Genomic DNA, 13,817 nt, shown 5'->3' on the forward strand with positions numbered 1-13,817 from the left:
GTACCAGCGGCGCTTAGACACCGACCGCTCTACCAGGAGTTCCTTTCTCTCCAGCACCGCCCCACCACACAAACCAGTTCCAGAACAGGCTCTCAGTGCCTGTCTTTGATTTGGCTCTTTCGCTCGAGTGATCAGCCTGAGCAGGGTGACCCGCTCCGGCGTATTCGATCGGAATGCCCGCAGGCGGGCATCAGCAAGGCAGTTGGCCACGTGGCGTAGGTGGCTACTCGATGTGGCCTGCAACGCCGCAAGGCGCCGCCTGAGACGGCGGTTCAGCAACCACCTGACCAAATTCCAAGACGGCCTCTCAGGCCCGCTGGTGCAGTGTGGGCCGCAAGGCATCGAGGACGGCCGGGTCCTCGATGGTGGAAGGGACCTGTGCCTGCCCGGTATCGGCGATCTCGCGCATGGATTTCCGCAGGATCTTGCCGCTGCGGGTCTTGGGCAACGCCTCGACCACGTCCACGTCCCGGAACGCGGCCACCGGACCGATCTGGGCACGCACGGCGGCAACGAGATCCGCGCGCAACGTGTCCCCGTCGGCGCCCGAACCGGACTTCAGCACGACGAATCCGCGCGGAACCTGGCCTTTCATCGCATCGTGCACGCCCACGACCGCGCACTCGGCCACGTCCGGATGAGCCGCGAGCACGGCTTCGATCGAGCCGGTGGACAGCCGGTGCCCGGCCACGTTGATGACATCGTCGGTGCGCCCCATGACGAAGACATACCCGTCCTCGTCGATGTAGCCGCTGTCGCCGGTGAGGTAGTAGCCGGGGAAGCGGGCCAGGTAGGCCTCGTGGAAACGCTCCGTGTCACCTCCCTCGGCGTCGCTCCAGAGCGTGGGCAGGGTGCCCGGCGGCATCGGCAACGCGAGGCAGATCGCGCCCTCCCGGCCGCGCGGAACCGGTGTGCCGGACTGATCGAGCACGTGCACCTCGAATCCGGGCATGGGCACCGTCGGCGACCCCGGTTTGACCGGCAGGGGGTCCAGACCGCGTGGATTCGCACAGACGGGCCAGCCCGTCTCGGTCTGCCACCAGTGATCGATCACCGGGATGTCCAGAACTTGATCGGCCCACTGGTAGGTCTCGGGGTCGAGACGCTCGCCGGCCAGGAACAGTGTTCGCAGGCTGGAGACGTCGTGCTCGCGGAGCTTGGCGGCCTCCGGATCCGCGCGCTTGATCGCCCGGAACGCGGTCGGTGCGGTGAACAGCGCCTTGACGCGATGTTCGGCGATGACCCTCCAGAACGCACCGGCATCCGGGGTGCCGACCGGCTTGCCCTCGTACAGGACGGTGGTGGCGCCCACCAGCAGCGGCGCATACACGATGTAGGAGTGCCCGACCACCCAGCCGACGTCGGAGGCCGTCCAGAAGACGTCGCCGGGTCCGATGTCGTAGATGTTGGCCATGGACCACTGCAGTGCCACCGCGTGGCCACCGGTGTCCCGGACGACACCTTTCGGGCGGCCGGTCGTGCCCGAGGTGTAGAGCACATACAGCGGGTCGGTCGCGGCCACGGGGACGCAGTCGGCCGGGTCGGCCCGGGCGGTGACCGTGTCCCAGTCGACGTCCCGTTCTCCGAGCGGTGCGGTGACCCGGTCCCGCTGCAGGACGACCACCCGGCTCGGCCGGTGTGCGGACAGGGCAACGGCCTCGTCGACGATCGGCTTGTACTCGACCACGCGGCCGGGTTCCAGTCCGCAGGAGGCCGCGACGATGACGGTGGGACGTGCATCGTCGATGCGAGCGGCCAGTTCCTTCGCCGCGAACCCACCGAAGACGACCGAATGCACCGCGCCGATGCGGGCACAAGCGAGCATCGCCACCACTGCTTCCGGGATCATGGGCAGGTACAGCACCACCCGGTCGCCCTTGGCGACGCCCAGATCCCGCAGGGCACCGGCGAAGCGGCGTACGCGCTCCAGCAGTTGTCCATAGGTGACGTGCGACACCGCGCCCGTCATGGCCGAGTCCCAGATCAGGGCGCACTGCTCACCGCGTCCGGTCGCGACGTGCCGGTCCAGTGCGTTGTGGCAGGTGTTCAGGACACCGTCGGGAAACCACCGGTAGAAGGGGGCGCGGGAGTCGTCCAGCGCGCGAGCCGGGCTGCGCACCCAGTCGATCGACTCGGCTGCCTGCAACCAGAACCCCTCCGGATCGCTCAGGCTCCGCCGGTAGGTGTCCGCGTATGTATCCATGATCGTCGACCTCCCCGGTACTGGCGGGCACCCTTCGCCGCCTCGCACACCGGGTCCTACCGCACACCTCGCGTGCATGCCAGCCACCACGCGAGGGAAAGGCGGGGCGAACCGGATTCGCCGGAACAGTCGCCTCGGACCGCACCGCTGGTGCGCACGGGTGCGGACCGCAGGACAGCCGGTCGAGAACCATCCGGCTGCCGACGAGTGGTCGAGGACGGTGCTGCCGCGCGGTGAGCGCGGCTTCCGGTGGCGGACAGCTCGGCGCGCGAGGAGGGCCGCTGAGCGCTCGGAGGCCCGGTACAGCGCGACACAGTGTCTTCAATCACACACAATCGTGCCAGGGCATGTCGCCGGCTCACGAAAGAAGGAGCCGGAACGACACTCGGAATGGAGGTGTTACCACTGATGCGCACGGAGACGCATTCGGCGGAGACGGCTGATGCGGACGGCGACGGCAGGAGCGCGGAACTACCGACCACGCCGTGCAGCGTGGTGTGGAGCGGCGGGCACTCGTACGTACTCGAGGGCGTGGGGGGCCGCTCCCTGTGGGCGGGTGTCGACGACCGCGGGCACCCGCGTTTTTTGACCGGTACCGAGCTGCAGCGCCGCGGGTGGAGCCTCCCCCCGCGCTGACGGCCGCCGCGATCGCGCCGAAGGCCGTGTGGGATCCTGAACGTGTCGGGCACCGCGCGGTTCACACAGGTTGACGTGCCCGTCCTCGCGAGCCGGTACGGCCGGGTCCGGCCGCGGAACGGTGCAGGGGAGGCGCTCGTGGTGCAGGATGCCGAAGGCGCCCCTGACCGAACCACCGCGGGGAGCCCGGCAGAACGGTCCGAGGCGCGGCTTTTCTCCGAGCGTGACCCCGATCCGGGACTGGAACGCATCAAGGAAGTCGCCGCCGGAGTCTGGGACGACCACTGGTGGACACTGCCGAACCTGCTCAGTGCGCTCCGGCTCGCCGGGGTTCCGGTGTTCTTGTGGCTGCTGCTCGGGCCGCACTCCGACCTGCTCGCGCTGCTGGTCCTGGTGGTCAGCGGTGTGACCGACTGGTTGGACGGCAAGCTCGCGCGATGGCTCGGCCAGTACAGCCGCCTCGGTCAGCTTCTGGACCCGGCGGCCGACCGTCTCTACATCGTCGCGACGCTGTTCGCCTTCGTCCTGCGTGACGTCGTTCCCTGGTGGGCTGCCGCCACGCTCATCGCCCGTGACGTGGTGCTGACCTCGTCCCTGCCGGTGCTGCGCTACCACGGCTACGAACCGCCCGATGTGCACTACCTCGGCAAGGCGGCGACGTTCTGCCTGATGTACGCCTTCCCCCTGCTGCTGCTCGTGCAAGGGGACTTCTTCTTCGACAGCGTGGTCCGCCCGATCGCCTACGCCTTCACGTGCTGGGGCGGCGCGCTGTATCTCTGGGCCGGGGTGCTGTATCTCGTCCAGGTGATCGCCGCGGTGCGAGTGGCACACCGGCGCCGCGGTTAGGGGTTCGGGCAAGCGTTCCGATGCGTCGCCGAGGCCCGTCCACCGGATGCTCCCGGGTTCCCGTGGCGGCCGGAGCGCCGACCCGTCGCCCGGTACGCCGGAAGCACCGGCGCGGTGGGAGGGACTTCTTGCGATGTGGACAGGGCTGCCAATAGGCTCGACTCTCCCGCTGCACGAGCACTGCCGCGGCGGGATCCGACGACGGGCGACGAGGAAGGCGGACCCCAGGTGGCCTCGGAAGCAACCAGGTACACCCAGGAGCACGAGTGGGTGTCCCCCACCGGCGACGGCATCGTGCGGATCGGCATCACCGATTATGCCCAGCAGCAACTCGGGGATGTGGTCTTCGTGCAGTTGCCCGATGTGGGCGAGCACGTGGCGGAAGGCGCCACGATGGGGGAGGTCGAGTCGACCAAGAGCGTCTCGGACCTCTACGCCCCCGTGGCCGGTGAGGTCGTGGCCCGCAACGAGCAACTCGACAACCGGCCCGAGCTGGTCAACGCACAACCGTATACGGACGGATGGATGGTCGACATCCGTCTGGAGGACCCCGCGGTTCTGGAGCGGCTGCTCGACGAATCCGCGTACCGGGAATTGCTCGACCAGGGGTGATCGTCATCGGCCGGGGATTGCCGGAAGCAATATCGGGAGTCGCACGTCCGCCACGGTTTACGGCGCGGTACGTTGGGTGACACTGGCACGACCCATCCGCTTAGAGGAGAGCTCAGGTGAGCACGAACGACGGGCCCGGCGACGTACCGCCGGAGCAGTCCTCGGAGACCACCTCGGTCTTCAGGCCCTTCCTCTCGGAGCAGGAAAGCACCGAGAGTGCGCCCTCGGATCCAGCCGCGTCCGGGGTCGATTCGCTGCCCGCCGGGTCCGCCCTGCTGGTGGTCAAGCGTGGTCCGAACGCGGGGTCGCGCTTCTTGCTCGACCGGGAGACCACCAGTTCCGGACGCCACCCCGACAGCGACATCTTCCTGGATGACGTCACGGTCTCGCGCAGGCACGCCGAGTTCCGGCGGGAGGGCAGTGACTATGTGGTTGTCGACGTCGGCAGTCTCAACGGCACGTATGTCAATCGGGAGCCGGTGGACACCTCGGTCCTGGCCAATGGCGACGAGGTCCAGATCGGCAAATTCCGACTGGTGTTTCTGACCGGACCGGCCGCCGAAGAGCGGGAATCCCGGTAGCGGACTCGGAGATCGAACGGGGGCGGCGCCGGGCGGCGCCGCCCCCGACTGTTGACGAGTGCAGAACCGACCGGATGTGGTGGTTCGCTGCTGTGTCCCGGCCCGGGTCCGGATCGGTGGCTGGCTGCTCTCGGGGTTCGCCCTGGTCGCGGTGTATCGTGCAGGGTGTTGTCCACCGGAACAACGTTCGGTAGAGGTTTTGTGGCTCACAGAATGGGAATGGTGCGGTTGGCGGTGGCCGATTATGGGCGTCTCCGCCGTATCGCGGGTAGCGTCGAAGGCGTCGGTGCGCGATCCTCGACAGGGATGTCACGCTTCGGCGCGCTGGAGGAGGCGATTGGACGATGAGCAGCGAAATGCGCGTCGTCGGCGTGCGTGTGGAACTACCAGCCAACCAGCCGATCCTACTGTTGCGGGAAACCGAGGGTGAGCGCTACCTGCCGATCTGGATCGGATCGGTGGAAGCGACGGCCATCGCCCTGGAGCAGCAGGGTGTGCGGCCGGCAAGGCCGCTGACTCATGATTTGCTCAAGGATGTGATCGGCGCGCTCGGGCGCGATCTGGAACAGGTACGAGTCACCGATCTGCAGGAGGGCACGTTCTTCGCCGAGCTCGTTTTCGACGGGGACGTGCGAGTCTCGGCGCGGCCGAGCGACTCGGTGGCGCTCGCACTGCGGATCGGTGTGCCGATTCACGCTGACGAGTCCGTGCTCGATGAGGCCGGATTGCTCATTCCGGATGAGCAGGAAGACGAGGTCGAGAAATTCAAGGAGTTTCTGGACTCGGTCTCACCGGAGGACTTCCGGGGAGCCGACACCTGAGACGCACGCCTTGAGTCGGTAGCGGCGGCGATGCCCGGCAATCCGGGCAGCAGACACGAAGAGTTGCCGGGATGTGGGTTGAGCACCGTGGGCGGGGGCTTCGGCCGCCGCCCACGCGTCGTATTGCCCGCTTTCCGGTGTGGACCTATCGTCGAAGTCGCGCACTGTGCTCCGGTGTGCTCGTCGGTGACGGGGGTGAATCCGACGCGGATGTGGAGCGTCCCCGGGCGGTAGTGTGGTTCCCGGGGTCTGGCGGTTGCCGGCTGGACGCCGGTCGAGGGGAGGCAGGCGTGGTTGAGCAAGCACCCGACAGGGATGCTGCCGGTAAGCAGGGAGACCTGTTCCCGGATGCTTCCTTGCCGGATGAGCTGGTTGGCTACCGGGGGCCTGCTGCTTGCCAGATTGCCGGTATCACCTATCGGCAGCTCGACTACTGGGCGCGTACGAAGCTGGTGGGACCGTCGATCAGGCTCGCGGAGGGCTCCGGTTCGCAGCGGCTGTACTCGTTCAAGGATCTCCTGGTCCTCAAGGTCGTCAAGCGGTTGCTGGACACCGGAGTCTCCCTGCACAACATCCGTGTCGCGGTGGACCATCTCCGCCGACGCGGAGTCCGGGACCTTGCCGGAATCACCTTGTTCAGCGATGGCACGACGGTCTACGAGTGCACCTCCGCCGAGGATGTGGTGGACCTGCTGCAGGGCGGCCAGGGCGTGTTCGGCATCGCGGTCAGCGGTGCCATGCGCGAGATCACCGGAACGATTCACGAGTTCCCCGCCGAACGTGCGGACAGTGCAGGCAGCACCGAGTCCCTCGGTGACACGCACGACGAACTTTCTCGACGCCGTCGCGATCGCCAAACGGGCTGACATATCGGGTAGGCTTCGAGGAGTCGCAGACCCCGTGCGGGAGAGTCCGCTTCGTCCGCCAGCCGAAGCGGCGCCGAAGGAGCAACGCCTCCCCGACAACCTCTCAGGCCTATGGACCGTGCGGGCGAGATACCTCTGGAAAGAGAGTCGGCCACCATCGGTGGCGGGCTCCGCCGACGGTGCAAGCTCGGCTACGCCGGGTGAAGCTCTCAGGCGTCCGCATTGCGGACATTGACAGAGGGGGAGGGCAGTACTCACCACGAGTGCTGTCTGCCCCTGACTGCAATGCCCGCAATGATGGAGGTTGGGCGATGACCGACATGAGCAACGATCGCATCCCCCTCGCCGCTCTCGAGCACGGCACTCCGTTCGCCGACCGCCATGTCGGACCGATGCCTGCCGAGCTGGCCCGAATGCTGGACGTGGTCGGTGTCGGCTCCCTGGAGGAGCTCGGTCAGCATGCTGTGCCCGACGGGATCCGCGAGCGCGATCTGCAGATGACGCTGCCGGAACCGGCCACCGAAGCCGAGGCGCTGGACGAACTGCACGACCTGGCGCAGCGTTGCCGTCCGCACGCGGAAATGATCGGACTGGGCTACTACCCGACGATCACTCCGCCGGTGATCCGCCGCAATGTGATCGAAAACCCTGCCTGGTACACCGCATACACGCCGTACCAGCCGGAGATTTCGCAGGGACGTCTCGAGGCGCTGCTGAATTTTCAGACGATGGTCGCCGACCTCACCGGTGTGCCCGTGTCGAACTCGTCGATGCTCGACGAGTCCACGGCCGCATCGGAGGGGATGACCCTGGTGCGGCGTGCCGGCCGGGCGAAGTCGCCCCGGTTCGTCGTCGACACCGACACCCTGCCGCAGACGATCTCGGTGTTGCGGACCCGTGCCGAACCGCTCGGTATCGAGGTGGTGATGGCGGACCTGTCCGAGGGGGTCGACGGGCTGCCCGAGGGCGAATTCTTCGGGGCGCTGCTGGCCTACCCGGGCGCCTCGGGTTCGCTGCGTGACCACGAGGCGGTGATCGCCGAGATCCACCGGCGAGGGGCGATGGCCGTGGTGGCAGCCGATCTGCTGGCGCTGACTCTGCTCCGCGCTCCCGGCGAGATCGGGGCGGACGTGGTGGTCGGAACCACCCAGCGCTTCGGTGTGCCGATGGGCTTCGGAGGGCCGCACGCCGGGTACATGGCGGTCCGTCAAGGACTGGAGCGTCAGCTTCCCGGCCGGTTGGTCGGGGTCAGCGTCGACGCCGACGGCGATCAGGCCTACCGGCTGGCTCTGCAGACGCGGGAGCAGCACATTCGCCGGGAGAAGGCCACCAGCAACATCTGCACCGCTCAGGTACTGCTGGCCGTGGTGGCCTCGATGTACGCCGTGTATCACGGCCCGGAGGGGCTGCGGGCGATCGCGGCGCGCACCCATCGGATGGCTGCCGTGCTGGCGGCTCAGTTCCGTCATGCCGGTATCGAGGTGGTGCACGAGGACTTCTTCGACACCGTGGTCACGCGAGTGCCCGGCCGGGCCGACGAGGTGATCGCAGCCGCCAAGCGTGCCGGGATCAACCTGCGGCGGGTGGATGCCGACCACGTCGGCATCAGCTGCGACGAGACCACCAGCCGTGACCGTCTCGCGCTGGTGTGGCAGGCGTTCGGGCTCGACACGGCGGACCTGGCCGACGTCGACGACCTCGATGCCCGGACTCCGGACGCCCTGCCGAAGGCATTGCGGCGCACCTCGGAGTACCTGACCCACCCGGTGTTTCACCAGCACCGCTCGGAGACCTCGCTGCTGCGGTATCTGCGCAGGCTCTCCGACTCCGATGTGGCGCTGGATCGCAGCATGATTCCGCTGGGATCGTGCACGATGAAGCTCAACGCGACCGCCGAGATGGAACCGATCACCTGGCCCGCCTTCGCCGAGCTGCACCCGTTCGCCCCGGCCGAGGACGCCGAGGGGCTGCTGCAGGTCGTTTCCGACCTGGAGGGGTGGCTGGCCGAGATCACCGGTTACGACGCGGTGAGCCTGCAGCCCAATGCGGGCAGCCAGGGCGAGTTCGCCGGTCTGCTGGCCATTCGTGCCTACCACCACGACCGGGGTGAGTCCGAGCGCGAAGTGTGTCTGATCCCGGCGAGCGCCCACGGCACCAACGCGGCCAGTGCCGTGATGGCCGGACTTCGGGTGGTCGTTGTGCGCTGCGACGATTCCGGCAATATCGAGATGGACCACCTGCGGGAACTCGTCGAGAAGCATCGTGACGACCTCGCCGCCATCATGATCACGTACCCGTCGACGCACGGCGTGTACGAGGACACGGTGCAGGATGTCTGCGGGCTGGTGCACGATGCGGGCGGTCAGGTCTACGTCGACGGGGCCAATCTCAACGCTCTGATCGGTCTGGCCCGGATGGGCAAGTTCGGGTCCGATGTCTCGCACCTGAACCTGCACAAGACCTTCTGCATCCCGCACGGCGGCGGTGGCCCCGGTGTGGGCCCGATCGGGGTGCGTGGGCACCTTTCGCCGTTCCTGCCGAATCACCCGCTGCAGCCGCAGGCCGGGCCCGAGACCGGTGTGGGGCCGATCAGTGCGGCTCCGTGGGGCAGCGCGTCGATCCTGCCGATCTCGTGGGCCTACGTACGGATGATGGGCTCCGACGGCCTGCGCCGTGCGACGCTGACGGCCGTGGCGGCGGCGAACTACGTTGCCCGCAGGCTGGACGAGTACTTCCCGGTGCTCTACACCGGCTCCGGGGGATTCGTCGCCCACGAGTGCATCCTCGATCTCCGCTCGATCACCAAGGACAGCGGGGTGTCGGTCGAGGATGTCGCCAAGCGGTTGTGCGACTACGGGCTGCACGCACCGACGATGTCGTTCCCGGTGGCGGGCACGCTGATGGTCGAACCCACCGAGAGCGAGAATCTCGCCGAGCTGGACCGGTTCTGCGACGCGATGATCGCCATTCGCGCCGAGATCGACAAGGTCGCGGCCGGCCAGTGGCCCGCCGACGACAATCCGCTCGTCCACGCACCGCACACCGCGGCGTCCCTGGTGGGCGAGTGGGACCATGCCTACGGCCGTCAGGAGGCTGCCTACCCGATGGGCACGTCGATGGCCAAGGTGTGGCCGCCGGTCCGGCGCATCGACGGGGCACGCGGGGACCGCAATCTGGTGTGCTCCTGCCCGCCGCTGTCGGCGTACGAAGAGTGACCGCTTGGCACGGTCGGTGAGGCCATGGACTACCGTGGGCGACTTCCCGTGAAAAGACTTCGAGAGGGGGTGGGCTCATGCTCACCATCAGCGAAGACGCGGCCGAGGTCATCAAGGTGGTCTTGGCGGGCAGCGAGTCCTCCGAGGGGGGCGGCTTGCGGATCGCCTCACCCGAGGGCGGCGATGCCGACCAGGGCCTGCTGGCCTCGGTCGTTGCCGAACCCGAGGGCAGTGACGAGGTCGTCGAGGCCGAAGGCGTGCGGGTCTTCCTCGACCCGCAGGCGTCCTCGGTTCTCGGTGACAAGACCCTGGATGCCGAGCGCGATGACAACGGCGAGCTCGGACTGACCGTACGGGAGTGAGGCGGGTGCCCGCCGGTGGGAAAGGAACTCCTTTTCGTTCCGGCGGGCACTGCCCGAATCCCGCCGTTTCACCGTCACCGTGGGCTGCCGCGGGTGGCTGCCGCAGGCTGTTGTTCGGCCCAGGTGAGCACACCTCGGCAGAGTTCGGCCAGCCGGCGGCGCAAGGCCGAGGATTCCTCGGCGAAGGCGCGCTGGGCGCGCACGTATTCCGCACGCCCCTCGGGCGTTTCGATGGGCACCGGTGAATAGCCGAGATCACCGAGGTCGTAGGGGCTGGCGCGCATGTCGAGTTCCCGGATGCGGGCGGCCAGATCGAAGCAGTCGGCGACCAGTTCGGCGGGCACGAGCGGGCCCAGCTTGTAGCACCACTTGTACAGGTCCATGTTCGCGTGCAGGCAGCCGGGCTGTTCGAGGTGCACCTGGTCCTCGCGGCGGGGCTGCAGGGTGTTGCGCGGCTGTGCCTGTGCGGTGAAGAACCGGAACGCGTCGTGATGACTGCACTGGATCCGCATGGATTCGACGACCTCGTCGGTGCCCTGGTGTCCCAGCCGCAGTGGCCGGCCGGTATGCCGCACCTCGTCCGGGCCGGTCCGGTAGACCATCGCCCATTCGTGGAGCCCGAAGCATCCCAGCTGCGCCGGGCGCGAGGCGGTCGCGGTGAGCAGCGAGAGCACGAACTCCACGGTGCTGCGCCGGGAGGGGGTCAGCACAGCCGGGTCGACCATGACCCCGTCGCCGGTTTCGAGGTAACCGCGCCGCTCGAGGAACTTGTCCCCGCCGGTGAGCACCACCCCGTACCCGGGCTGCCAGCGCTCCAGCTGCGAGGGGCGCTGCGAATAGTAGGTGAACAGGAAGTCCATCACCGGGTGCGCCTCGCCGCGCTGCTTGCGGCGGCGATGCGGTTCGGTCCACCGGGTCACCCGCGCGCGATGCGCCGCTTCCCGCTCGCCCCATTCACGTTCGGACAGTACCGGCCTCGATCCCGACACGATGTTCCAGCGTAGGTCAGATGACGTGGGTGCTGTCGCGGACGGTGCCGACGTATTCCTCGACGAGGTCTTCCATCGCGACCACGCCCAGCGGGGTGCCCGCTCCGTCCACAGCGGTGGCGAGGTGGCTGCGCGAACGTCGCAGCGACGTCAGCGCGTCGTCGAGCCGGGCTTGTACGGGAACGGTCGGCAGGGTGCGCACCCGTGAGGGCACCACGGGGGTTGCCGGTGCGGTGCCCGCCTGATCGAGCACGTCCTTGACGTGCAGATAGCCGATCAGCCGGCCGCCGTCGGAGCGCACCGGGAACCGGGAGAACCCGGTGGCCGACACGGCTTTTTCGACATCACCCAGCGTGGGTCTGGCGGGCAGCGTGGTCAGGTCGTCCAGCGGGATCAGCACATCGCCGACGGTGTTTTCCACCGATGACAGCGTCTTGGCCAGCCGGCGGTGCTCGGACTGGTCGAGCAACCCCTCCCGTCGTGACTCGCCGAGCAGCTCGGCGAGTTCGGAGGAGGTGTAGGCGGTTTCCAGATCCTCCTTGGGTTCGACCTTGAGCAGCCGCAGCACCGAGTTGGCCATCACGTTGAACAGCGCGATCAGCGGCCGTGCCAGTTTGACGAACCCGACCAGCACGGGCACGAACCACAGCGCCAGCCGTTCCGGGCTGGCGATGGCCAGGTTCTTCGGCACCATCTCGCCGACCAGCACGTGCAGCACGACCACGAGCGCCAGCGCGATCGCGAAGGCCACCGCGTGCAGCAGTGCCTGCGGCACCGGGATGGGGCCGAGCAGTTTCTCGAGCTGATGGGCCACGGCCGGCTCGCCGAGACGGCCCAGTCCCAGCGAGCACAGGGTGATGCCGAGCTGGGCGCTGGCCAACATCAGCGAGCCTTCCTGGCTGGCATTGATGACCGTCCTGGCCCGGCTGACCCCCTGTTCGCGCAGGGCCTCCAGCCGATCGCGCCGCGAGGACAGCAGCGAGAACTCCGCCCCGACGAACAGGGAGTTGCACAGCAACAGCAGGATGGCCAAGACCAGAGCGATTCCGTCGCTCACCGCGACACCTCCTGCAGGTCGTCCGTGGGGGAAGGCACGACTCCGGCGCTGTCCCGCTGCCGGGTCAACCGGAGCTCGGCGATGCGGTGGCGATCCATGTGGGTGACGGTCAACCGCCAACCACCGGTGTCGATACTGTCGGCTTCGGCCGGTATCCGGCCGAGTTCGGCCAGCACGAGCCCGGCCACGGTCTCGTAGTCGCCCTCGGGCATGGTGAAGCCGGTGGCTTCGGTCAGCTCGTCGGAGCGCAACAGGCCGGAGATGAGCCAACTGTTGTGGCTCACCGCGCGGACGGCGGCGGTCTCTCGCCGGTCGTGCTCGTCGCGAACGTCGCCGATGATCTCCTCGACGACGTCTTCGAGACTGACGATGCCGGCCGTGCCGCCGTATTCGTCGACGACCAGGGCCAGTTGCAGCCCCGATCCCCGCAGCCGGTTCAGCAGCGCATCACCGTCGAGGGTCTCGGGCACGGTCGGTACGGGGCGGGTCAGCGAACCGACGGGGGTGGTCGCGCGCTGGTCGAGCGGCACTCCGAAGGCCTGCTTGACGTGCACGACACCGTGGATGTTGTCCAGGTCACCCCCGTGTACGGGGAACCGGGAGAACCCGGTCCGCTGGGCGGCCTCGAGCAGATCGCCGACGGTGGCCTCCGACGACAGCGACTCGACCCGCACCCGCGGGGTCATCAATTCGTCCGCGGAACGGTCGCCGAAGCGCAGCGATCGGTCCATCAGCTCGGCGGTGGACTCGTCGAGCGTGCCGTGCTCGGCGCTGGAGCGCACGATCGAGCCGAGCTCATCGGGCGAGCGGGCCGAGCGCAGTTCCTCCTGCGGCTCGATGCCCATGCGACGCACGACCCAGTTCGCACTGTTGTTCATCCCGTCGATCAGCCAGCGGAACACCCGCGAGAACGCCGAGTGGTACCCGGACACCGCGCGGGCCGTGGGCAACGGCCGGGCGATCGCGAGATTCTTGGGCACCATTTCGCCGAAGACCATCGACAGGGTGGTCGCGATCAGGATGGCCAGGATGAGCGAGACCGAGCTCACCGCCGCCTCGGGCAGCCCCAGCCCGGCCAGCGCCGGGTGCAGCAGGTCGCCGATCAACGGCTCGGCGACGTAGCCGGTGACCAGCGTGGTCAGTGTGATCGCCACCTGGGCACCGGAAAGCTGAAACGACAAGGTGCTGTGGGCTCGCTGGACCGTCTTGGAGCGCCGGTCCGCGACCTCCGTGGCGTGCGCATCGATCGTACTGCGGTCCAGGGAGGTCAGGGAGAACTCGGCGGCGACCGCCAGCGCGGTGCCGAGGGTGAGCACTCCGACGAACAGGAGCCCGAGAATCGCCAGTACGAGGTCCATCAGCGGTCACCCCGCCGGGAATTCCTTGCCCGCTGGCCTGGGAAGCCGGGTCTTCGCCCCGGCCCGGTACTGCCGTCGGTCGAGGGTGCCTCGGGCACTGAGGCTGTCACTCCTTTGCTGTGAGCTCGTTCGCCGAGCTTCGTCGGGGATACGGCAATTGTATCTCGAATGGAGCAGAAGGAAACGTCGGCAGGCCTCCGTGATCACCGGCCGGCGAGTTGCCGTGCGGCACTGCGAGAGTCGGTAACGGTCCCCTTGCCGCTGCCGGTGA

General features: G+C 68.1%; 12 protein-coding genes and 2 riboswitches. Of the genes, 8 read left to right on the forward strand and 4 right to left on the reverse strand.

Annotated elements, in window-relative coordinates:
• Positions 1-307: 307 nt before the first annotated feature.
• Positions 308-2,203, reverse strand: coding sequence for a propionyl-CoA synthetase (locus tag DFQ14_RS20465; RefSeq protein ID WP_114454969.1), 1,896 nt, complete (start codon positions 2,201-2,203; stop codon positions 308-310).
• A 408-nt stretch (positions 2,204-2,611) separates the two neighbouring features.
• On the opposite strand from DFQ14_RS20465, the gene DFQ14_RS20470 reads away from it, so the two are divergent.
• From DFQ14_RS20470 to DFQ14_RS20505, 8 genes are all read left to right on the forward strand, one after another.
• Positions 2,612-2,839: a hypothetical protein gene (locus DFQ14_RS20470; protein ID WP_114454997.1), complete on the forward strand. Its 228-nt coding sequence runs from the start codon at positions 2,612-2,614 to the stop codon at positions 2,837-2,839.
• A gap of 138 nt (positions 2,840-2,977) precedes the next feature.
• Complete coding sequence (gene clsA / locus DFQ14_RS20475; RefSeq protein WP_114454998.1) at positions 2,978-3,685, forward strand: cardiolipin synthase ClsA; 708 nt, start codon at positions 2,978-2,980, stop codon at positions 3,683-3,685.
• Positions 3,686-3,913: 228 nt separating this feature from the next.
• The gene (gene gcvH / locus DFQ14_RS20480) at positions 3,914-4,297 is read left to right on the forward strand and encodes a glycine cleavage system protein GcvH (RefSeq protein WP_114454970.1); all 384 of its coding nucleotides are present in this window, start codon (positions 3,914-3,916) and stop codon (positions 4,295-4,297) included.
• Between the two features lie 116 nt (positions 4,298-4,413).
• Positions 4,414-4,878: a glycogen accumulation regulator GarA gene (gene garA, locus DFQ14_RS20485; protein WP_114454971.1), complete on the forward strand. Its 465-nt coding sequence runs from the start codon at positions 4,414-4,416 to the stop codon at positions 4,876-4,878.
• Positions 4,879-5,222: 344 nt separating this feature from the next.
• Positions 5,223-5,699: a bifunctional nuclease family protein gene (locus tag DFQ14_RS20490; protein WP_114454972.1), complete on the forward strand. Its 477-nt coding sequence runs from the start codon at positions 5,223-5,225 to the stop codon at positions 5,697-5,699.
• 290 nt (positions 5,700-5,989) lie between these two features.
• The gene (locus DFQ14_RS20495) at positions 5,990-6,565 is read left to right on the forward strand and encodes a MerR family transcriptional regulator (protein ID WP_114454973.1); all 576 of its coding nucleotides are present in this window, start codon (positions 5,990-5,992) and stop codon (positions 6,563-6,565) included.
• A gap of 27 nt (positions 6,566-6,592) precedes the next feature.
• A riboswitch (glycine riboswitch) is annotated at positions 6,593-6,694 on the forward strand.
• Positions 6,695-6,813, forward strand: a riboswitch (glycine riboswitch). It begins immediately after the preceding riboswitch.
• Between the two features lie 72 nt (positions 6,814-6,885).
• A complete protein-coding gene (gcvP, locus tag DFQ14_RS20500) occupies positions 6,886-9,780 on the forward strand; it encodes an aminomethyl-transferring glycine dehydrogenase (protein ID WP_179951632.1) in 2,895 nt (964 codons plus the stop codon).
• 77 nt (positions 9,781-9,857) lie between these two features.
• Positions 9,858-10,142: a HesB/YadR/YfhF-family protein gene (locus tag DFQ14_RS20505; RefSeq protein ID WP_114454975.1), complete on the forward strand. Its 285-nt coding sequence runs from the start codon at positions 9,858-9,860 to the stop codon at positions 10,140-10,142.
• A 74-nt stretch (positions 10,143-10,216) separates the two neighbouring features.
• Here the strand turns inward: DFQ14_RS20505 and DFQ14_RS20510 are convergent, their stop codons facing one another.
• From DFQ14_RS20510 to DFQ14_RS20520, 3 genes are read right to left on the reverse strand one after another with little or no spacing between them, the layout of a single operon-like run.
• Positions 10,217-11,131: a 3-methyladenine DNA glycosylase gene (locus tag DFQ14_RS20510; RefSeq protein ID WP_246195397.1), complete on the reverse strand. Its 915-nt coding sequence runs from the start codon at positions 11,129-11,131 to the stop codon at positions 10,217-10,219.
• 16 nt (positions 11,132-11,147) lie between these two features.
• Positions 11,148-12,188 (reverse strand): hemolysin family protein, encoded by a 1,041-nt coding sequence (locus DFQ14_RS20515; RefSeq protein ID WP_114454976.1) that lies wholly within the window; start codon positions 12,186-12,188, stop codon positions 11,148-11,150.
• A complete protein-coding gene (locus DFQ14_RS20520) occupies positions 12,185-13,546 on the reverse strand; it encodes a hemolysin family protein (RefSeq protein ID WP_114454977.1) in 1,362 nt (453 codons plus the stop codon). Before DFQ14_RS20520 ends, DFQ14_RS20515 begins: the two co-directional genes overlap by 4 nt.
• Positions 13,547-13,817 lie beyond the last annotated feature (271 nt).

Origin of the sequence: Halopolyspora algeriensis (assembly GCF_003337235.1) — a bacterium.
Lineage (GTDB): Bacteria > Actinomycetota > Actinomycetes > Mycobacteriales > Pseudonocardiaceae > Haloactinomyces > Haloactinomyces algeriensis.

Coding starts and splice junctions, on each gene's coding strand:
- DFQ14_RS20465 (WP_114454969.1), bottom strand. CDS start 2,203: ATGGATACATACGCGGACACCTACCGGCGGAGCCTGAGCGATCCGGAG.
- DFQ14_RS20470 (WP_114454997.1), top strand. CDS start 2,612: ATGCGCACGGAGACGCATTCGGCGGAGACGGCTGATGCGGACGGCGAC.
- DFQ14_RS20490 (WP_114454972.1), top strand. CDS start 5,223: ATGAGCAGCGAAATGCGCGTCGTCGGCGTGCGTGTGGAACTACCAGCC.
- gcvP (WP_179951632.1), top strand. CDS start 6,886: ATGAGCAACGATCGCATCCCCCTCGCCGCTCTCGAGCACGGCACTCCG.
- DFQ14_RS20505 (WP_114454975.1), top strand. CDS start 9,858: ATGCTCACCATCAGCGAAGACGCGGCCGAGGTCATCAAGGTGGTCTTG.
- DFQ14_RS20520 (WP_114454977.1), bottom strand. CDS start 13,546: ATGGACCTCGTACTGGCGATTCTCGGGCTCCTGTTCGTCGGAGTGCTC.